This is a genomic window from Mucilaginibacter pallidiroseus (assembly GCF_007846085.1).
In the GTDB taxonomy this organism is placed as follows: domain Bacteria; phylum Bacteroidota; class Bacteroidia; order Sphingobacteriales; family Sphingobacteriaceae; genus Mucilaginibacter; species Mucilaginibacter pallidiroseus.
Genome location: NZ_VOEJ01000002.1, coordinates 532,037 through 553,446, shown reverse-complemented (window position 1 = coordinate 553,446; position 21,410 = coordinate 532,037). Strand labels below are relative to the sequence as shown.

The window sequence follows — 21,410 nt, the reverse complement described above, 5'->3', positions numbered from 1 at the left end:
GCTGCTGCAAAAGATAAAGCCTCACCAGGTATTTGCAGCGGGCGACTTTGCCGACCCTAACGGGACGCACATCGTATGCTTCAACATTATCCTGGCTGCCTTAACCCGTTTGAAGGAAACCGAAGACTGGGTAAAAGACTGCTGGATGTGGCTGTACCGCGGCGCATGGCAGGAGTTCCCGACGCATGAGATCGAGATGGCTGTGCCGCTGTCACCTGCCGAGGTGATCCGTAAGCGCCATGCCATCTTCAAGCACCAGTCGCAAAAGGACCTGCCTGTTTTCCCGGGTGATGATGCAAGGGAGTTTTGGGTACGTGCCGAGGACCGCAACCGCGAAACTGCCCAGGCTTATGACAAGCTTGGCCTTGCAGAGTACGCTGCCATGGAAGCCTTCGTACGATACGAGTTTTAAGCAATACATACATTTCAACAGAAAGAGCTGCTAAACTTAGCGGCTCTTTTGCGTTCGTAACATTATGTCATTGCGATCGATAGCGTGGCAATCTCCTAGCGTTGAATAATCAGGCGACATGATTGCCACGTCGCTGCGCTGCTCGCAATGACATGGAATGTATTTTCCTTGCGTATTTAAAGCAGCGGACATGTATTTGCCGACAGAGTCTTGGTCAAACATCATAGTAGATTATCAAATTGGCACGTAAATGGTATTAGAATGGTATATAAATCAAAGCAATGTTAGTTCCGTTTAAAAAGGCCCGTGTCAGCATAAAGGAGTTTACCGAAAAGCTATCAACTGATGGCTTCAGAAATATTTTTAATAATATAGATCAGCTCAGCATAAAAAAAGGTGTGGACACCATGGGGCTTGATAAGTTTATTAACCAGTGTGCTTACATAGCTGCAGGTACAGGAGCTATTGCAGGTACAGGCGGCGTACTTACCATGATAGTGGGTATGCCGGTAGATTTTGTAAACCTCATAACCCAGCAATTTAGGGTAACCATGGCCATCATGTATTACAATAAGGGTAGCTACCGTATTGGCTTTGATGACTTTATGTCGCTTGTAGCCACTTCTTTTAAAATTGAAGCAGGTGTAGCCGTAAGTAAAACCATGATGGAAAGCATTGCCGAAAAACTGCTGCTTGCATTTGGCGTTCGTACCGCCGAAAGGCTAATACCGGTTGTGGGCGCAGTAATAGGTGGTACAACCAACTACATTTTTGTAAAACGCATGGCCGAAAAGGTTAAAGAGCTATATCCCGATCCTAAAAAGATTATTAAGATTGATTAGCGATTCTCCGCTATCTCTTTTGTTAGCTTTACAAAGTCAGCTACGCTCAGGCGTTCGGCGCGCAGGTCGAGCGTAGTATTATCAGCCATATTCTCTTTATTAATAAGTGATGAAAGCGCATTGCGTAACGTTTTGCGGCGTTGGTTAAAACCGGCCTTTACCACTTGCCAAAACAGCTTTTCGTCGCAGTCAAGTTCTGCCACGGCGTTGCGCGTAAGGCGTATTACAGCCGATAATACTTTTGGTGGCGGGTTAAATACGCCGGCTTTTACCGTAAACAAATACTCTACCTTATAATAGGCCTGCAAAAATACGCTGAGTATTCCATACTCCTTACTACCCGGTTTGGCTGCGCAACGTTCTGCAACTTCTTTTTGAAACATGCCCACAACCTCGGGCACCAGGTGGCGGTTATCCAATATCTTAAAAAGTATCTGTGAAGATATATTGTACGGAAAGTTACCTATAACGGCCAGTTTATCTTCGAAAGTGGCCGAAAAGTCAAGCTCCAAAAAGTCAGCGTTAATTAAGCGTTGCTGCAGTTGGGGGTATTTTTTATGCAAAAACTCGTACGATTCGGTATCGATATCGATCAAAAAGACCTCATATTCGGTTTTCTGCAGCAGGAAATCGGACAAAATGCCCATGCCCGGGCCAACTTCAAGCACCTGGCCGTACCGGCCATTGGGCTTTAGGCTGTCAACAATTTTGGAGGCAATATTTTTATCGGTTAAAAAGTGCTGTCCTAAATGTTTCTTTGCCTTTACTAATGTCATTACACGTACCTATTTTGCACAAATTACGGGATATTTGCGCTTTAATCAGGAACTTTAACATTAAAATCTTTTTATTTGTAAATTAACCGGAGGGGGAACGCCCACATCTTACGGCTTTTATGCATAGGCGGTATCCCGGATGAGGCTTTAGCCCACACCGGTTTAGGTACGGGGTGTAACTCCGCTAAATCAAAATACAGATCATGAGCGATAAACCTAAAATAGGTATAAGTATAGGCGACGTAAACGGCATAGGCTTAGAAATAATCATTAAAACCTTGGCCGATAGTAAAATATATGACTATTGTACACCCGTTGTTTACGGACACACAAAAGTTGCATCTTTTCACCGCCGTTCAACGCATGTGCATGAGCTTAATTTTGCGGTAATCAATAGTGCCGACCAGGCTCAGGGCCACAAACCTCATATGATAAATTGCTGGGAGGAAGATGTTAAAATTGAACCTGGAAGTGTAACAGCCGATGGCGGCAAATACGCTTACCTGTCATTACAACGCGCAACGGATGATTTGTTAAGCGGCCTTATTGATGGTTTGGTAACGGCTCCTATTAATAAGGACAATATTCAAAATGATGACTTTGCATTTCCCGGACATACCGAGTATTTGCAGCACCGGGATAGTAAGCCCGAGTCATTAATGTTTTTGGTAAGCGATACTTTGCGCGTGGGTGTTGTTACCGGCCACATTCCAATTTCGGCAGTATCACAAAGTATCACTGCCGAAAAAATTGTTGGCAAATTAAAGCTGATGAACGATAGCCTGAAAACTGATTTTTGGGTGCGTAAACCTAAAATTGCTGTGCTTGGCCTTAACCCGCATGCAAGTGATAATGGGTTAATTGGCAGCGAGGAAAAGGATGTAATTATCCCGGCTATTGAAGAGGCACGCAACAGCGGTATTTTGGCTTTCGGCCCTTACCCTGCCGACGGTTTTTTTGCAAACGGCACCTATATGCAGTTTGATGCTGTGCTGGCTATGTACCACGACCAGGGCCTTATACCCTTTAAACAAATCGCATTTGAAACCGGTGTAAACTACACTGCCGGTTTAAGCTTTGTACGCACATCGCCAGATCATGGCACGGCGTACGACATTGCAGGCAAAAATCTGGCTTCAGAGGTATCATTTCGCGAAGCTTTATTCAGCGCAATACATATTATTAAACATCGCCGCGAAACTGCAGAGCTTAATGCAAACCCTTTACAGTTTAGCAAGCTAAGCCGCGACAGGGATTAATTATAGCCTTCGGGAATACTGTTTTTAATTAATTGCCGTTTAGTTAAAACAATTTGACTCGAACTTACATTTGCCTGCTTAATGAGTAATTTAATCAACCGCATCCGGTCGATAGATGCGTTTCGTGCAGTTACCATGTTCCTAATGATCTTTGTTAACGATCTGGATGGTGTGCCAAATACCCCTCAATGGCTAAAACATGCTGCAGTAATGGACGATGCTTTGGGATTGGCTGATACAATTTTCCCGGCATTTTTATTTATCGTAGGTCTTTCAATTCCATATGCGTTTGCAAAACGGCATAACAGTGATGATGCCGTAAAAATACCTATGCGAATCATCACCCGATCATTCGCTTTAATATTCATTGGCTTTTTTCATGCCAACATGGAAACTTACAATGATGAAACCACCATACTGCCAAAACCTGTTTGGGACAGCCTCGCAACGTTTAGCTTTTTCTTCATATTTCTTGATTACCGCTATTGGCAATCAAAATGGGGTAGGTATATATTACAGGGCCTTGGCGTGGCATTGCTGATTGCCGTTTGCCTTGTTTATAAAAGTACCGATCCGGAACACCCTTGGCTGCACCTTACATGGTGGGGTATATTAGGGCTTATTGGGTGGTCATACCTGGTGTGTGCCTTAATTTATTACTATTCAAACGGTTTGTTGTGGGTGCAGGCAGCTGCGTGGATATTCTTTATGTTCTTCAATATCGATTATCACTTTGGCATGCTTACTTTCCTCAACCCAATACAAAAATATGTATGGATATCGGGTAACGGAGCAATGCAGGCCTTTACTATGGCAGGTGTATTTGTATCGGTACTGTACATGCGCTTAAACAAAGCAAAAGAAATGAAACTGCTTTGGGTGGCCATGCTGCTTATGGCAGTTATACTTTTTAACCTTGGCTTTATTGTGCGTTATTTTAGCGGAGGCATATCTAAAGCGCGCGATACCCCTTCATGGGTACTCATATGTACGGGCATCAGCCTGGTGGCTTACGCTTTTTTTGTTTTTGTGGTCGATATTAAAAATCAGTACAGGTTATTTAAGCCCATTGAGCCGGCGGGTGTAGGTACGTTTATGTGCTACCTGCTGCCATTTCTGTTTTACCCGCTTTATTCGATGACTGATTTTAATTATCCTGAATTTTTAGATCAAGGTACAGGCGGGCTCATACGCAGTTTGTTGTTCTCATTTGCAATTGTGTGGTTAACAGGTCTGCTGCAAAGGTTAAATATCAGGCTTAAAATTTAGCTTGTGAAGATGAAAGTAAAAAGCCTAAAGCAGAAAGCCATTTTCAAGTCAAAAGGAGAAAATTAAAGCAAAAAGTTTTTGGGCGGCTGATCTGTTTTGCATTCGGCTTGGCACTTTCCGCTTTCAGCTTTTTCCTTTAAACTTTTAGCTTTTCCCTCTATACTTTCCCCCCTTTTTACCCCTGAAAATCAATAATTAAAAAACACTTTTCAGATTTATTAATTTTGCCTACATTTGCGGGCTAATTGTTGCTCATTGAAATCACTAAAAACATATTCAATACCATTTACCGGCCTTAAGCTGGGTAAGCACGTCTTTGAATACGATATCACTGACGATTTTTTTAGCGAGTTTGAATATTCGCTTGTTAAAAAGGCGAACCTTAAATGCGTGGTGGAGCTTGAAAAGCAGGAAACCATGCTGATATTAAATTTTGATATCAAAGGTACGGTTAATGTAGCGTGCGATACCTGTTTGGCCGAGTTTCCGAAATACCTGGAAATTACCGAACAGCAGATTGCCCGCTTTAGCGAAGAGGATATAACTGACGACGACGAGATAATTACTTTAGGCAAGAACGATCATGAGATTGATATTGCCGGGTTAATTTATGAATATGTTACCGTTGCTGTGCCGTTTATAAATAACTGCAGCGACGCCGGAGACGACCGGGAGTGTGATACGGAAATGCTTGACAAGCTTAAAAAGCTGCAGGCAAATGATGAACAGGAAGAGAAAGCAGACCCGAGATGGGATGCCCTCAAAAAATTAAAATAATTAATAAAAGGAAGTTATGCCACATCCAAAAAGAAAATTCTCGAAATCAAGAAGAGATAAACGCAGAACGCACTACAAAGCAGAAGCACCTACTTTAACTACTTGCCCTACTACAGGTGCTGTGCACTTGCCACACAGAGCTTACACTGTTGACGGTAACGTTTACTTCAACGGTAAAGTACTTATTGAGAAGGCAGTAGCAGTTTAAGTTAATTTTCTGAAATGAAGATTGGCTTAGATATTATGGGCGGCGATTATGCCCCCAAAGCTGCAATTTTAGGCGCGATAGAGGCTCATAAGGCCCTTACTGCCGACCAGAAAATTGTGCTTATTGGGGACAAGGAAACCGCAGTTGCAATACTTCAGGAAAATAACTTTAGCCCGGATCATTTTGAGTTTGTGCATACAACCGAAGTGATTAGCATGGGCGAACACCCTACAAAGGCGATAGTACAAAAACCCGATTCGAGCATAAGCGTTGGTTTTAAGATGCTGAAAGATGGCGACATTGACGCCTTTTCATCAGCAGGTAATACCGGTGCCATGTTGGTTGGATCGATGTTTAGTGTAAAAACTATCCCTGGCGTAATACGCCCGGCCATGACTACCATTGTACCCAAACTGAAAGGCGGTTTGGGTATTTTGTTGGATGTTGGCGCCAATGCCGATTGCAAGCCTGATGTGCTTTTACAATTTGGTGTTTTGGGTAGCTTGCTTGCCGAGTCTGTTTATGGCATCAGTAACCCGCGTGTTGCCTTGATGAATATAGGCGAGGAAGAGGAAAAAGGTAACCTGCTTTCGCTGGCTACCTACCCCCTTATGCGCGATGCCAAGCTGTTTAATTTTGTAGGTAATGTTGAAGGCCGTGACTTATTTACAGATAACAACGATGTTGTTGTTTGTGATGGTTTTACGGGCAACGTTATCCTGAAACTGGCAGAGTCTTTTTACGTTATCACGCTTAAAAAGCAATTGAAAGATGAGTTTTTCGATCGCTTTAATTATGAGCAATACGGTGGCAGCCCAATACTTGGCGTTAATGCACCGGTTGTGGTAGGCCACGGTATTTCCAGCCCCGAGGCTATCAAAAACATGGTACTATTATGTAAAAACATGATAGAAACCAATCTGGTAGATAAAATTAAACAGGCTTTTCAGTAAAAAGAATAATATGAGCAAAATCCATGCTGCTATTACCGCTGTAAATGGTTACGTGCCTGAGTACGTGCTTACCAATCAGGAGCTGGAAACTATGGTAGAAACCAACGACGAGTGGATAACTACCCGCACCGGTATTAAGGAGCGCAGAATATTGAAAGGCGAAGGTGCAGGCGTTACAGATATGGCAGTACCTGCTGTTGAGGGCCTGCTGAAAAAGCGCGGCATCAGTGCCGAAGAAATTGACCTGATTATTTTTTGTACCATTACCCCTGATATGCCTTTCCCGGCAAGCGCAAATATTTTAGCCGATAGGATTGGTGCTAAAAATGCTTGGGGATATGATTTACAGGCGGCTTGTTCGGGCTTTGTTTTTGGCCTAGCAACCGGCGCCCAGTTTATTGAGAGTGGTAAACACAAGAAGGTTTTGGTAGTTGGCGGCGACAAAATGTCGGCCATTATAAATTATCAGGACCGTGCTACCTGCATTATTTTTGGCGATGGTTGCGGCTGCGCCCTGCTTGAGCCGGATACTGAAGGCTATGGCATTATCGATTCGGTATTAAAAACCGATGGATCTGGCGCAAACCTTCTTTTCCAGAAAGCCGGTGGCTCAAGCTTCCCGGCAAGCCACGAAACTATTAACGCTAAGGAACATTACGCCTACCAGGAAGGGCAGGCAGTGTTTAAATTTGCTGTAACCAACATGGCCGAGGCTGCTGCCGAAGTAATGGAGCGCAACCAACTTAGCGGTGATGATATTGCATGGTTGGTACCACACCAGGCAAACAAACGCATTATTGATGCTACTGCAAGCCGCACAGGTATTGACCCGGAAAAGGTTGTGATAAACATACAACGCTATGGCAATACCACTAACGGCACCATACCGCTTTGCCTATGGGAGTGGGAAGACAAATTTAAAAAAGGAGATAACCTTATACTTGCAGCATTTGGCGGCGGGTTTACATGGGGGTCAATCTTTCTTAAATGGGCTTATAACAGCAGTAAACAGTAGGTTAACGGCGAATTAAAATTAAAACATCTCCTGGTAAAACCTGTTGAGATAAAATAACTTATAATAAACGCACCGCAGCAATTTGCAGAAGTGCATATTATATATACCTTAGATTTAAAACTTTTATCCAAACCCAATTATCGCTATTATGGATATCAAACAGATTCAGGATCTTATACGCTTTGTTTCAAAATCAGGCGTAAATGAAGTTTCTATCGAACAAGAAAATTTTAAAATTACTATAAAGACTAACGAGGCCCCAACCTACGTTAGCGCAAACATCCCGGCTCAACCGGTACCATTGGCTGCTGCACCTGCGCCGCAACCGGTAACATTGCCAGCGGCTTCTGCAGCTGTGCCAGTTGAACCTGCTGCCGATTCATCAAACTATATTACCATCAAATCGCCAATGATCGGTACTTTCTATCGTTCATCATCTCCAGACAAACCTTTGTTTGTAAACGTGGGCGACGAGATAAGCACTGGTACCGTGCTTTGCATTGTTGAAGCAATGAAATTGTTTAACGAGATCGAATCTGAAGTATCGGGCCGTATTGTGAAAGTACTGGTTGATAATGCATCACCGGTTGAGTACGACCAGCCTTTATTTTTAGTTGAACCTAAATAAGTTGATTAGTGACTGGTTGATTAGAGATTAGTTATAAAACTTAGTCAACCAATTAAGCTAATCAACCACTAAGTAAAACAAACATGTTTAAAAAAATACTTATAGCTAACCGTGGCGAAATTGCCTTGCGTGTAATACGTACCTGTAAAGAAATGGGTATTAAAACCGTAGCAGTTTATTCGACAGCTGACCGCGACAGCCTTCACGTGCGTTTTGCTGATGAAGCTGTTTGTATTGGCCCGCCGGCAAGCCGCGATTCGTATTTAAATATCCCTAACATAATTTCGGCTGCCGAACTTACCAATGCCGATGCTATACACCCGGGCTACGGTTTCTTGTCAGAAAATGCAAAGTTCTCTGCCATATGTGCCGAGTATAATATCAAGTTTATAGGTGCTACTGCTGCCCAAATCAATGCAATGGGCGATAAAGCATCAGCAAAAGAAACCATGAAAAAAGCCGGTGTGCCAACCATACCGGGTTCTGAAGGTTTGTTGAGCGATGTTAAGCAAGGAATTTCAATAGCCAATAAAATTGGTTATCCTGTAATATTAAAAGCTACCGCAGGTGGTGGCGGTAGGGGTATGCGCATTGTATGGCGCGACGCCGACTTTGAAAACGCCTGGGATAGCGCACGTGCCGAATCGGGCGCAGCGTTTGGTAATGATGGCCTTTACATGGAAAAATATGTTGAGGACCCACGCCACATTGAAATACAGGTAGTAGGCGACCAGTTTGGTAAAGTTTGCCACCTGTCTGAGCGTGATTGCTCTATACAGCGTCGTCACCAAAAATTGGTGGAAGAAGCTCCTTCGCCTTTTATGACAGATAAACTGCGTAAAAAAATGGGCGATGCTGCAATTAAAGGTGCAAAAGCAGTAAAGTATGAAGGTGCCGGTACAGTAGAGTTTTTAGTTGACAAGAACCGTAACTTCTACTTCATGGAAATGAATACCCGTATCCAGGTGGAGCATCCGGTTACAGAAGAGGTTATCAACTTCGACTTGATTAAAGAGCAAATTAAAGTTGCTGCAGGTATCCCTATTTCGGGCAAAAATTACGAGCCAACAATGCACGCCATTGAGTGCCGTATCAATGCCGAAGATCCTGCAAACGGTTTTCGCCCGTCACCGGGTAAAATAACAAACTTCCATTCTCCGGGTGGTCATGGTGTACGTATCGATACGCATGTTTACAGCGGCTATGTGATCCCGCCTAACTACGACTCGATGATAGCCAAGGTAATTTGCGTGGCTCAAACCCGCGATGAGGCATTATCAACTATGGAGCGTGCACTAAGCGAATTTGTGATTGAGGGTATAAAAACTACTATCCCTTTCCACCTTAAACTTTTAAAGGATCCAAACTTCCGTGCGGGTAACTTTACCACCAAGTTTATGGAAACCTTTGTGTTTTAGCAAAAACTTTTAAGGCACTATATAACGTAAATGAAACATCCCTTAGCTATCTTCGGGATGTTTTTTAATATTTGGCAATGAGCGATAATAAACTGATAAAGGCGATAAAGGAAAAGGGGCAAACTATGGAAGCCGAGATGTCATTTTTTGACCATCTCGAAGCTTTACGATGGCACCTTGTGCGCTCGGCCATAGCCATTGTTATTTTTACCATCGGCGCCTTTTACTTTTACGATTTTATATTTGATACCGTAATTATGGGCCCTAGCAGGCCCGATTTCTGGACCTATCGTATGCTGTGCAAAATTGGCGACTACCTGCACCGCGATGGTTTTTGTATCAATAAAATAAACATTAGCCTGCTTAATACGGAAATGGCCGGGCAGTTTACACTTCAAATAAACTCGGCCCTGCTTATTGGTATCACGCTTGGCTTTCCTTATTTACTGTGGGAAATATGGCGCTTTGTAAAGCCGGCCCTGCATGAGAAGGAAGTTAAAGCGGCAAGCGGTTTTGTGATCTACGCAACGCTGCTGTTCATCCTTGGCATATTGTTCGGCTACTATATCATCACGCCCGAGTCGATCAGCTTTTTGGCAGGCTATACGGTGAGCTCGCAAATCGAAAACAAGTTTACGGTAGATTCGTACCTGTCATCAGTAGCTACGCTTACTCTTGCAAGTGGTGTAGTATTTCAGTTGCCTATCTTGGTTTACATCCTATCCAGTTTGGGTATCTTAACCCCGGCGTTTATGCGCAGCGGTCGCCGCTACTCAATTGTTATTATCTTGATCATCTCGGCAGTAATAACACCTACGCCGGACATGATGACCATGTTGGTGGTGAGCGTTCCATTGTTTATTTTGTATGAAGTAGGCATTGTAGTGGCAGGCGTAGTTGAGAGAAGGAAAATAGCCAGAGAGAAAGCCGGATTGTAAACCATCCAAATCCAACAAAATCTTTACCTTCGTCAATACTAATTTAATATATTTTTGACGTTGATGAAACAGGGACTAAAGATAGCCATTGGTGCAGACCATGCCGGCTTCGATTATAAACAGGCCATACTTGGCATGTTTGAAGACATAACCTTTACTGACCACGGCACAAACTCGACAGAGAGTGCTGATTACCCGGACCCGGCACACCTTGTTGCAACAGCTGTTGAAAAGGGTGAAGTTGATTTTGGTATATTGCTATGCGGCAGTGCAAACGGTGTAGCCATGACAGCCAATAAACACCAGGGCATCCGTGCAGCCCTTTGCTGGAAACCCGAAGTAGCAGTGCCGGCACGTACTCATAACGATGCCAATGTACTTTGCATACCTGCACGCCATGTGAGTATTGAAGATGCCAAAACTATTATAGAAGTATTTTTGACCGAAGAATTTGAAGGCGGCCGCCATGCAAGGCGTGTCGGCAAAATCAGTTGTTAACCAATATTTTAAAAAACTAATAAATGAATAAATTACCCTTATGGATAGTTGCGCTGGGCTTTTCGGTAAATGCCTGTGCACAGCAAAACCCAACGGCAATGAAGTATGCAAAAGTCATCACTGCCGAAGATGCTCGCAAACACCTGAGCATACTTGCGTCTGACGAGTTTGAAGGCCGCGAAACCGGTAAACCAGGTGCCGATAAAGCTGCTAATTACCTTGCTGCCGAATTGAAAAAACTGGGATTACAGGCACCAGTTAACGGCTCATACTTTTTAAATGTTCCGTTAACAGAAAGTTCTGTTGAAGTGCCTGCCTTCACCATCAATGGCCAGGCTTTTGGTAACTGGAAAGACTTTTTCTTCCAGGGGGCATTTCCCGATAAAAAAGTAACCACCTCTGACATTGTATTTGTTGGTTACGGTACCGCTGCCGAAATTGCCAATGCCGATCTTACTGGTAAAGTAGTGCTTTGGATAAACGAGGATAAACCTGAAGAAGGTAAAGCGCCAAACACCAGCTACCGTATGTCGCCAGCTCGCCAGGAGATAGTTAAAGGTATCCGTGCTAAAAATCCTGCTATTATCTTAGCTGCCAATAGCGAATTATCTGCGCTGCTTAAACGCTTTGCGGGTGCAAATCCAGGCGGCGCACGCATGGGTCTGAAAAAAGAAGAAAAAGCAGCTACCAGCACTAATACTGCTGCACCAATGTTTAATATAACTACAGATGTTGCCGATGCTGCACTTAAACCAACAGGCAAAACTTTTGCTGCTATAAAAGATGCTGCTAAAACAGCATCACAAACACAAGTATTAAAAGCTGCTGCAGATATTGCTATTACAACACAAAATAAAGACGTGAAAGCAGTTGACGTGTTAGGCTTTATGCCGGGATCTGATGCCAAGCTTAAAAATGAGATTTTGGTATTTTCTGCACACTATGACCATATTGGTTTAAACACCCGCCCGGGCGCTACTGATAAAGTGAATAACGGTGCTGATGATGATGGATCTGGTACTACCGGCGTATTAGAAATTGCACGTGCTTTTGCGCAGGCAAAAAAAGACGGCAAGGGTCCTAAACGCAGCATCCTATTCTTATTTAACGTAGGTGAAGAAAAAGGCTTGTTAGGTTCGGAGTATTACTCTGAGCACCCGGTGTTCCCGTTAGAAAACACCATTGCCGATTTAAACATCGATATGATTGGCCGCGTAGGTGAAGAGTACATTGGAAAGCCCGATTCTGCAAACTTTGTTTACTCGATCGGCTCGAACATGTTAAGCTCAGATCTGCATAAAATTGGCGAAAATGCTAATAATACCTACACCAAGTTAAAGCTTGACTATAAATATGATGATCCTAATGATCCTAACCGTTTTTACTACCGCTCAGATCATTACAACTTTGCTAAACATAACGTGCCCATCATATTTTACTTTAACGGTGTACACGCCGATTACCACCAACCTGGCGACGAAGTAAGCAAAATTAACTTCCCGCTGTTGGCAAAACGTGCGCAGTTAGCTTATTACACCGGTTGGGATTTAGCCAACCGTGCTACCCGCCCTGTTGTTGACAAAACACCGGCACCAGCTACACGATAATTTTAACAAACAAAACAAGCAGAGCAGCCCAAAAGGCTGCTCTGCTTGTTTTAAGGAAATTGATATCGATATTATTTCCGATAATCGTCTTATTTTTCAACCGATTGGCAAACTGTTATCGGGTTTGTTTACTTTCGCATTAATGGGGAATATTGCTGAAGATTTTTTGATAGCTGCCGAAATAAAGGCTTTCGAGACTGATCACAGGCGCATCATCAATAATAACATTGATAAATATGATGCCGCTTTTGATAAGGGCATTTCGCGAATGGCCAACCTCGAGCATGCCAAAAAGAAGGGCCACTCCATCAAATGGAAGGTAATGGAAAACCTCGACAAGTTTTTGCCGGAGTTTGAAGCCAATTTTCAAAAGCGCGGCGGTAAAGTGATTTGGGCCAACGATGCCGAAGAAGCCAATCGTGAAATCCTTAATATTATCCAAAAGGCAAATGCAAAAACCGTCATCAAATCAAAATCGATGGCGACTGAGGAGATACACCTCAATGAGTTTTTGGAGAAGCACGAAATCGAATCGCTTGAGAGCGACCTTGGCGAATATATTGTACAGTTACTGGGGCAAAAGCCTTATCACATAGTAACTCCCGCCATGCACCTGTCTAAAGAGGACATTGCAAAGTTATTTAACGAGCGCTTTGGTTCGCCTATTGACAGTACGCCCGAGCAGCTTACCCAAAAGGCCAGGGAGATTTTGCGAGAAAAGTACATGCAGGCAGATGTTGGTATTACCGGAGCTAATTTCCTCGTGGCCGACACAGGCAGTATATGTATTACCGAAAACGAGGGTAACGCTCGTTTAACTACGTCATTCCCCAAAATTCATATAGCGGTTGTGGGTATCGAAAAAATGATACCATCAATAGCCGACCTTGATTTATTTTGGCCCATGCTGTCAACCCATGGCACCGGGCAAAACTTAACAGTGTATAATACTATCCTAAGCGGACCAAGACAGCCCAATGAAACCGACGGCCCGGAGGAAATGTATGTTGTATTGCTTGATAATGGCCGCACTAATCTACTTGCCCAAAAAGACCAGCGACAAGGCTTGTATTGCATACGTTGCGGGGCTTGCTTAAACGTTTGCCCGGTTTACAAAAACATTGGTGGCCACACGTATGATACGACATATAGCGGCCCTATTGGATCGGTAATTACACCGCATATGCGGGGCATGGAAGAGTTTAAACACCTTAGTTTTGCATCGAGCCTTTGCGGTAAATGTACCGAGGTATGCCCTGTTAAAATTGATATCCATAAAATGCTGCTGCTTAACCGCCGCGATGCGGTTAACGAGGGCCTGCCTGCCATGAAAGAGAAGTGGGGATGGGCCGGTTGGAAAAAAGGGATGCTTAAGCGCAGCCTTACCGACTTTTTTAGCGGCAAGACAAAAAACTGGCTAATGCGCACATTCTTCAAAAAGTCATGGGGTCATTATAAAGAAATGCCCGAGGTTGCGCCTAAGTCGTTTAGCCAGCAATGGAAAGATCAACACAAACAGGGCGAATAATTGTAGTATTGCCATGCGTAAAGTGATTATAAACCTGGCCGTTAGCTTAGATGGCTTTATTGAAGGCCCAAACGGCGAATACGACTGGTGTTTTGACGATGGCCATGATTATGGCCTTGCCGATTTTGTGAGCCAGGTTGATGCCATGTTTATTGGCAGGCGCAGCTTTGAAATGATACAAGGCGATTTAGCTTTTTTCCCGGTACAAAACTATTACGTATTTTCGGATACCCTCGAAGCCGACGATCAGCCCGAAAACGTCACCATCATCAGATCGGAAAACTTGGACAAACAAGTTGAAGAAATACTGAACGAACCCGGTGGAAACATCTGGTTGTTTGGCGGCGGATCGCTTATCACTGCTTTGATGAACCGCAACCTCGTTACCGAAATGGTGCTGTCCATCCACCCTATTGTACTTGGCGCAGGTACCCCGCTTTTTAAGCACATGAAGGACAGGGTAAATTTAATCTTACTGAGCCAAACCGCTTATGAGACAGGCTTGTTGCAGGCGCATTACTCCATCAAGCCAAGGTTTGATGTCGACACTATGAAGTTGCTCTGATCTGATTAATGGGTATCGCCTAAGCCAAATTCTTTGTAAGTATTTGGCAGATCTTCGTTATTGGTAAATGCGAAAGTGAATGTGGTGTTCCAGGTGATGAAGTCAACATCACCACCTTCTGGTGCCTCAATCATCTGCATGGCACGCAGCATGTAAACACCATTGCGGGTAAGGTTAAAATAGATTTTACCTTCGGTGTCAGTGCTGAATTTTTGAGGCACTACGGTGCCTCCTGTTGTACGGATGTATAACATTACGTTACAATCTTTTAAAGGTTTCCCTTTAAAGTAAACAGCCGCCGACATATCATCGCCGTAGTTTTGCTTAAATGGATTTTGCTGTAAAACAATCTCGAACTCGTTTTGCAGGTTTTGCTTATAAAGGTTACCTCCTTTATCATCAACACTAAATAAAGTTTTCAGGAATAGGTGCTGCCTCTCAACAAAATTAAGCTTGGTGGCATTCTTATTTTTTTCGGCGAAGGCGTCATAACCCTGGTCGGTAAGGTAAGCCAAAAACTCATCACGCGGAACAATATCATTCTGTGGTTTCGAACTCATTTCAATTAACCCAAGCCCGGTATTGTTAAGCGTGTAATTAAGTACCGGCGACGCTTTATCGGCTGTAACCTTTGTTAGGTCGGTTACTTTTTTGCCCTCGTATAAATTAAATTTAAGCGTTTGCGAAGCATTATACTGGCTTTCGCCCTCTTTGGTGAAATTGTCGCCGCTAAGCAGGTGCAGGTTTATCTTGTCGCCTTTATGCAGGTAAAAGCTGCCGGGCATTAAAAACCTATCCGAAACAAATGAGGTAAGCCCGATTACGCACACAAAAACAAGGGCCTTAATGCAAAAATTTTTCATAATACAAGGGAGGTATTGTTCAAAGCTACAAAGATTTAAAAACTTTGTAGCTTCACCTATTTACTTTAAACGGCATTAATGAGTAATAATGACGCTTTGCTGAAATTTAATCATATATCTATCAACAGGCTCTCGCCAAACTTTTGTGAAACCGTTTTATGCTCGGCTCCGTTGATGCTGATAACCAGCGAGCCGTCAAAAGAAATTTTCTCGATCAGCTGAATCTTTGTGCCGATGCTGATATCTAATTTTTGAAGGTATTGCAGGAAAGAGCTTGTGGTATCTTTAACTGCGGCAACCCTGCAAAAACCGCCGGCTTTAACATCAGCCAGGGTGGTTGAGTAGCGCTTTGGCATTTTACCATTGGCTTTAGGTATCGGATCGCCGTGCGGGTCATACTCCGGAAAGCCTAAAAACTTATCGAGCCTGTCGGCAAGCGAATCATCTTTGATGTGCTCAAGCTCTTCGGCAATATCATGTATCTCATCCCAATGGTAGCCAAGCTTCTCTAACAAAAAAACTTCCCAAAGGCGGTGTTTACGTACAATAAGTGTTGCGTCCTTCTGGCCCTGCGCCGTTAGTTCCACTCCCTTTTTCTTATCGTAAATAATAAGCTGCTTTTCGGTAAGCTTACGTATCATATCTACCACCGATGCCGGGTTATTGCCCAGCGAATCGGCAATGGCGGTGGGCGTTATTTTTTGCCCTTTATCCTGCCCGAGGCGGTAAATACATTTAAGGTAATTCTCTTCAGATAATGTGATCATAATAATTATCGGCCATTACAAACATAACTAAAAAACAATAGTTATAAGAACAATAAAAATTAGGTAAGGCTAATTTTTATTGTTTAACATGTAAAATATTATTAATACGTTTGTACAAAATAATTATTTATGAAGTTGCTTTTGCTTTTTTGTTTACTTGCTTGCTGTGCGGGTGTTAAGGCTCAAAATGTTTCTTTAAAAGGAATAGTAAGGTCCGGCGGGCAGCCATTAGCTTACGCATCGGTTGCTATAACAGGTACCAAGTATGGCACTACCACAAATAGTGAAGGTTTCTACCAGATCAGAAACATCCCTGCAGGGCAGTACACCATTGTTTTCTCGAGCATGGGCTATTTCCAGGTTACCCAAAAGGTAGATCTTGCAGGAGCTGCGGTAACCTTAAATGCCGAACTTAAGGAAGGGCAATCCAAATTAAATGAGGTTGTGGTAACGGGTGTGTCGCGTGCTACCGAGCTGCGCAGCAACCCTGTGCCTATTGTGGTGCTAAGCAAAAAAGAGATAGACCAGCACGTAAGCAACAATATTATTGATGCTATTGTAAAAGGTATACCCGGCGTTACTGCTGTTACTACAGGGCCAAACATCTCAAAGCCGTTTATCCGTGGGTTGGGTTACAATCGCGTACTAACCTTGTATGATGGCATACGCCAGGAAGGTCAGCAATGGGGCGATGAGCACGGTATTGAAGTCGACCAATACGGTATAGCGCGCGCCGAAGTAATTAAGGGCCCTGCAAGTTTAACTTACGGAAGCGACGCCTTGGCCGGCGTAGTAAACCTGATACCTTATATACCCAATGGTGAGGACGGACAGCTGAACGGCGATATTGTTACCGATTACCATACCAATAATGGGTTGATAGGTTCGTCGTTAGGATTGTCATACAAGAAGAACGACTGGAAATATGCTTTCAGGGCGACGGGTAAAATGGCTCATAACTACAGCAATAAAATTGACGGGCCGGTTTATAATACTTCGTTTAGGGAGTATATCCTATCGGGCATGACAAGGGTTGATAAGAAATGGGGGTACTCGCAAACCGTTGCCACGGCTTATGAAAACAAGCAGGAAATACCGGATGGTAGCCGCGACTCTTTAACCCGCCGATTTACGGTGCAGGTGCTTGATGATGGGGATGACATCAAGAACAGGCCTGTTGCTACCCAAGATCAACTGAACTCATACAGCATAACACCGCTGCACCAGCATATACAGCACTATCGTGTTTACAACAAAACCGAAATTAAGGTTGGGCAAGGCCTAATCAATACCGCGTTGGGCTGGCAGCAAAGTGTACGGCGCGAATACAATCACCCCACGCAGCCGAGCCAGGCGGGTTTATATGTTACGCTCCATACGCTAAATTATGATTTAAGATATAGCGCGCCATCGCTTGCGGGGATTGAAACTGCTTTTGGTGTGAACGGTATTTATCAGACCAATCGAAGTAAGGATGCAACTGATTTTCCTATACCTGATTACAATTTGTTTGATATTGGCGCTTTTTTCTTTGCCCAAAAAAGCATAGGTAAAACCGATATCTCCGGAGGCCTTAGGTACGACACGCGTAACATCCGTTGGCATGATTTTTACATTGGCCCTAACCCAGCAAATGGCTTCGAGCAAAAAGTAGGCGCTGGTTCGGCTGGCTCGCGATTGCAATTTCCAAACTTTGATCACAACTACCATGGCGTATCGGGTAGCCTGGGTTTAACATACAATATCAATGAGCAGATGATGCTCAAAGCGAATATAGCCCGCGGGTATCGTGCACCAAATATTACCGAAATTGGCAGCAACGGCCTCGACCCGGGTGCCCACATTGTATACCTGGGTAACCGCAGCTTTGTACCCGAGTTTAGCTTGCAGCAGGATGTAGGCTTTATTGCCTACCTCAAAAATTTTGATGTGATGCTGGAGTTGTTCAACAACAATATCGAAAACTACATTTATCAATCGCGGTTGGATGATGAAAACGGCAACCCGGTAATTATTGTGCCAGGCAACACCACCTACCAGTACCAGCAATCTAAAGCGCGACTGTATGGTGCCGAGTTTACATTTAACCTGCACCCGCAAGGCGCAAAGTGGCTGGAGCTGAATAACAGTCTTGCCTATGTAGTGGGTTTAAATAAGAATAAAGCCCTTCTCGAGCAAAGCAATGGCGCGGCAAAATACCTGCCTTTTATCCCGCCGCTGCATGCCCGCAGTGAGTTGAAGATAAAACTCAAGGGCACGTACGGCATGTTCTCTAAAATATATTTAAGGGCCGAGGTGGACGCTTATGCAAACCAAAACAAATTTTATGCGCTGAATGATACCGAAACGCCCACGCCCGGCTACACCTTAATAAATGCAGGCATAGGCTCAACACTCCGCAAAAAATCGGGCAAGACCATTTGCGAGTTATTTTTACAGGCCGATAATTTGTTTGATGTGGCTTATCAATCCAACTTGAATCGCCTTAAATACTTTGAATACTATCAATCATCCCCCAACGGCCGCCTGGGTATTTACAACATGGGGCGTAACCTGAGCTTCAAAGTGATCGTGCCGTTCTAAGAACTACGCTGATTAGCTCGCAAAACTTATGTATTTGGAAGCGATAGCAAGGCAATCCCTCCGTGGCATTAATCAATGCGAGGCGATTGCTTCATCGCTATGCTCTTCGCAATGACAAGCTTTCAAATTTTATCCTTTCTTTGATTTCTCCCCAAATACCACCAATTTCGCGCTACCGATTTATCGGTGTAATCGTATGATATCGGTGTAATCCTAATACAATAATGGAACTATATAATATAAAAATAGCGCAGGAGCTTGGTGTGGGGTGTAAACAGGTAGCCGCAACCATAGCCATGTTAGATGAAGGGGCTACCGTGCCGTTTATATCAAGATACCGTAAGGAACTAACCGGCAGCCTAGATGAGGTGCAGGTAGCAGCGATACGCGACCGTGTTTTGCAACTGCGCGAATTAGACAAACGCCGCGAAGCCATCCTGAAATCGCTGGCAGATATGGGTAAATTATCGGCAGAGTTGGAGAAACAGGTGAAGGATGCCGAAACAATGGTGCAGTTAGAAGATATCTATCTGCCCTATCGCCCTAAGCGTAAAACCCGCGCTACTGCCGCACGTGAGAAAGGCTTGCAGCCCTTGGCTGATGCATTGCTTGCCCAAAACAAACTGGATGTTGGTTTGGAAGCCGAAAAATATATAAATGCTGAGAAAGGCGTTAATACTGCCGACGAGGCCTTAGCCGGTGCACGCGATATTATTGCGGAGCACATTAGCGAACATGCCGAAACCCGCGCGCGCATGCGCCAGTTGTTTACAGAGAAAGGATTATTTGAATCGAAAGTTGTGCCGGGTAAAGAAGAAGCCGGGATTAAGTATAAAGATTATTTTGACTGGACCGAGCCGGTAAAAACTGCACCATCGCACCGGGTGCTGGCCATGCGCCGCGGCGAAAAAGAAGAGATACTCTGGCTGGATATTAAACCGGCCGACGAGGATGCCATTGCCTTGCTGGAAAGCGAGTTTATTACAGCTAACAACGCAGCATCTGCGCAAATAAAGCAAGCCATAACTGATGGTTACAAACGCTTGCTTAAGCCATCAATGGAAACGGAAATTCGCTTATTTACAAAAAAGCAAGCCGACGAGGAAGCCATTCGGGTTTTTGCCGAAAATGCAAGGCAATTATTGTTAGGCGCACCGCTTGGCCAAAAGCGTATCATGGCTATTGACCCGGGTTTCCGTACAGGCTGTAAGGTGGTTTGCCTTGATGAGCAGGGACAGCTTTTAGAGTACACTGCCATATTCCCGCACACAGGTGCAGGCCAGGCGCGCGAGGCTGAAAAGACCGTTAATTACTTGTTTGAGCACTACAATATTGAGGCAATAGCTATTGGCAACGGTACCGCCGGCCGCGAAACAGAAGTATTTGTACGCAATCTTAACCTGCCAAATGCTGTGATTGTAATGGTTAGCGAGAGTGGTGCATCCATCTACTCGGCTTCGGAAGTAGCGCGTGAGGAATTTCCCGATAAGGATGTTACCGTTCGCGGAGCCGTATCTATCGGTCGCCGTTTGATGGACCCATTAGCCGAGTTGGTGAAGATTGACCCTAAATCAATAGGTGTGGGCCAATACCAGCACGATGTAGATCAAAATAAACTGCAGACCTCATTAGATGATACCGTTATTAGTTGCGTAAACGCCGTTGGGGTGGAACTGAATACCGCATCTAAACAAATACTGGCCTATGTATCGGGCCTTGGGCCGCAGCTGGCGCAAAACATTGTTGATTACCGAAACGCAAACGGTGCCTTTAAACGCCGTGATCAGCTTAAAAAGGTGGCCCGCCTTGGTGATAAGGCATACGAGCAGGCGGCAGGTTTCCTGCGCATTCAAGGCGCGCAAAACCCGTTAGACAGTAGTGCAGTCCACCCAGAACGATACGCACTTGTAGAGCAAATGGCTAAGGATAGTAACTGCACTGTTACCGATTTGATGAAAGACGATAAGCTGCGTAAATCAATACCGCTGCAAAAATATGTATCGGACACGGTAGGTTTGCCAACGTTAAATGATATTATGGCAGAGCTTGCTAAACCCGGGCGCGACCCGCGTGAGCAGTTTGAAGCCTTTAGCTTTACCGACGGTGTAAATGCCATTAGCGATTTAAAGGTAGGAATGAAGTTGCCTGGCATTGTAACTAACATAACCAACTTTGGTGCCTTTGTTGATATTGGCGTACACCAGGATGGGTTGGTGCACCTCAGCCAGATAGCCAACCGTTTTATAAAGGACGCTAACGAAGTGCTAAAGGTGCATCAAAAGGTTGAAGTTACTGTTACCGAGGTAGATGTTAACCGCAAGCGCATTGCTTTAAGTATGAGGGATAATGAAAAGCTTGAACCGGCAGCCCAGCAAAAGCCGCGAGAAAATAATAAGCCGACATTTAAGCCCAACAATCAGCGCGCTGCAAAGCAGGAGCCCGAAACAGATATGGCTATCAAGCTGGCTGCTTTAAAGGGTAAGTTTAACTAATAAGATGCTATT

Annotated in this window: 19 protein-coding genes and 1 pseudogene; 17 read left to right on the top strand and 3 right to left on the bottom strand. The window is 44.1% G+C overall.

The features are described from left to right. Positions 1–412 (top strand): annotated as a pseudogene (locus FPZ43_RS06905) (glucosamine-6-phosphate deaminase); the annotation flags it as partial. Between the two features lie 281 nt (positions 413–693). Beyond that, on the top strand, positions 694–1,254 hold the full coding sequence (locus FPZ43_RS06900) for a hypothetical protein (RefSeq protein WP_146381114.1): 561 nt from the start codon (positions 694–696) through the stop codon (positions 1,252–1,254). Here the strand turns inward: FPZ43_RS06900 and rsmA are convergent. Beyond that, positions 1,251–2,030 (bottom strand): 16S rRNA (adenine(1518)-N(6)/adenine(1519)-N(6))-dimethyltransferase RsmA, encoded by a 780-nt coding sequence (gene rsmA, locus FPZ43_RS06895; protein ID WP_146381113.1) that lies wholly within the window; start codon positions 2,028–2,030, stop codon positions 1,251–1,253. The two genes, FPZ43_RS06900 and rsmA, sit on opposite strands and share 4 nt — an antisense overlap. A gap of 203 nt (positions 2,031–2,233) precedes the next feature. Here rsmA and pdxA point away from each other — a divergent pair, with 203 nt between their 5' ends. From pdxA to FPZ43_RS06830, 13 genes are all read left to right on the top strand, one after another. Next, a complete protein-coding gene (gene pdxA, locus FPZ43_RS06890; protein WP_146381112.1) occupies positions 2,234–3,289 on the top strand; it encodes a 4-hydroxythreonine-4-phosphate dehydrogenase PdxA in 1,056 nt (351 codons plus the stop codon). Between the two features lie 81 nt (positions 3,290–3,370). Then, entirely contained in the window at positions 3,371–4,558 is a 1,188-nt protein-coding gene (locus FPZ43_RS06885) for a DUF5009 domain-containing protein (protein WP_146381111.1), read from the top strand. Between the two features lie 255 nt (positions 4,559–4,813). After that, positions 4,814–5,335: a YceD family protein gene (locus tag FPZ43_RS06880; protein ID WP_146381110.1), complete on the top strand. Its 522-nt coding sequence runs from the start codon at positions 4,814–4,816 to the stop codon at positions 5,333–5,335. A 16-nt stretch (positions 5,336–5,351) separates the two neighbouring features. Further along, positions 5,352–5,543, top strand: a complete 192-nt coding sequence (gene rpmF, locus FPZ43_RS06875; protein WP_146381109.1) for a 50S ribosomal protein L32 — start codon at positions 5,352–5,354, stop codon at positions 5,541–5,543. Positions 5,544–5,557: 14 nt separating this feature from the next. Beyond that, on the top strand, positions 5,558–6,496 hold the full coding sequence (gene plsX / locus FPZ43_RS06870) for a phosphate acyltransferase PlsX (RefSeq protein WP_146381108.1): 939 nt from the start codon (positions 5,558–5,560) through the stop codon (positions 6,494–6,496). 10 nt (positions 6,497–6,506) lie between these two features. After that, entirely contained in the window at positions 6,507–7,511 is a 1,005-nt protein-coding gene (locus FPZ43_RS06865) for a beta-ketoacyl-ACP synthase III (protein ID WP_146381107.1), read from the top strand. A 148-nt stretch (positions 7,512–7,659) separates the two neighbouring features. Then, entirely contained in the window at positions 7,660–8,139 is a 480-nt protein-coding gene (gene accB / locus FPZ43_RS06860; protein WP_146381106.1) for an acetyl-CoA carboxylase biotin carboxyl carrier protein, read from the top strand. Between the two features lie 83 nt (positions 8,140–8,222). Continuing rightward, positions 8,223–9,557: an acetyl-CoA carboxylase biotin carboxylase subunit gene (gene accC, locus FPZ43_RS06855; protein ID WP_146381105.1), complete on the top strand. Its 1,335-nt coding sequence runs from the start codon at positions 8,223–8,225 to the stop codon at positions 9,555–9,557. A 77-nt stretch (positions 9,558–9,634) separates the two neighbouring features. Continuing rightward, a complete protein-coding gene (tatC, locus tag FPZ43_RS06850) occupies positions 9,635–10,495 on the top strand; it encodes a twin-arginine translocase subunit TatC (protein ID WP_146381104.1) in 861 nt (286 codons plus the stop codon). 63 nt (positions 10,496–10,558) lie between these two features. Next, positions 10,559–10,993 carry a ribose 5-phosphate isomerase B gene (rpiB, locus tag FPZ43_RS06845; protein ID WP_146381103.1) on the top strand — a complete coding sequence of 145 codons (435 nt, stop codon included), beginning with the start codon at positions 10,559–10,561 and terminating at the stop codon, positions 10,991–10,993. A gap of 23 nt (positions 10,994–11,016) precedes the next feature. Beyond that, complete coding sequence (locus FPZ43_RS06840; protein WP_146381102.1) at positions 11,017–12,600, top strand: M28 family peptidase; 1,584 nt, start codon at positions 11,017–11,019, stop codon at positions 12,598–12,600. 142 nt (positions 12,601–12,742) lie between these two features. Further along, on the top strand, positions 12,743–14,128 hold the full coding sequence (locus FPZ43_RS06835; protein WP_146381101.1) for a LutB/LldF family L-lactate oxidation iron-sulfur protein: 1,386 nt from the start codon (positions 12,743–12,745) through the stop codon (positions 14,126–14,128). Positions 14,129–14,141: 13 nt separating this feature from the next. Further along, on the top strand, positions 14,142–14,693 hold the full coding sequence (locus FPZ43_RS06830; RefSeq protein ID WP_146381100.1) for a dihydrofolate reductase family protein: 552 nt from the start codon (positions 14,142–14,144) through the stop codon (positions 14,691–14,693). A 5-nt stretch (positions 14,694–14,698) separates the two neighbouring features. On the opposite strand, the gene FPZ43_RS06825 is transcribed toward FPZ43_RS06830, so the two are convergent. Beyond that, complete coding sequence (locus FPZ43_RS06825) at positions 14,699–15,556, bottom strand: DUF4198 domain-containing protein (RefSeq protein WP_146381099.1); 858 nt, start codon at positions 15,554–15,556, stop codon at positions 14,699–14,701. 110 nt (positions 15,557–15,666) lie between these two features. Then, positions 15,667–16,323, bottom strand: a complete 657-nt coding sequence (locus FPZ43_RS06820) for a metal-dependent transcriptional regulator (protein ID WP_146381098.1) — start codon at positions 16,321–16,323, stop codon at positions 15,667–15,669. A gap of 129 nt (positions 16,324–16,452) precedes the next feature. Between FPZ43_RS06820 and FPZ43_RS06815 the strand changes: the two genes are divergently transcribed. Together FPZ43_RS06815 and FPZ43_RS06810 are read left to right on the top strand one after the other, a co-directional pair. After that, positions 16,453–18,906 carry a TonB-dependent receptor gene (locus FPZ43_RS06815; RefSeq protein WP_146381097.1) on the top strand — a complete coding sequence of 818 codons (2,454 nt, stop codon included), beginning with the start codon at positions 16,453–16,455 and terminating at the stop codon, positions 18,904–18,906. Positions 18,907–19,130: 224 nt separating this feature from the next. Further along, on the top strand, positions 19,131–21,398 hold the full coding sequence (locus tag FPZ43_RS06810; RefSeq protein WP_146381096.1) for a Tex family protein: 2,268 nt from the start codon (positions 19,131–19,133) through the stop codon (positions 21,396–21,398). Positions 21,399–21,410: the final 12 nt, after the last annotated feature.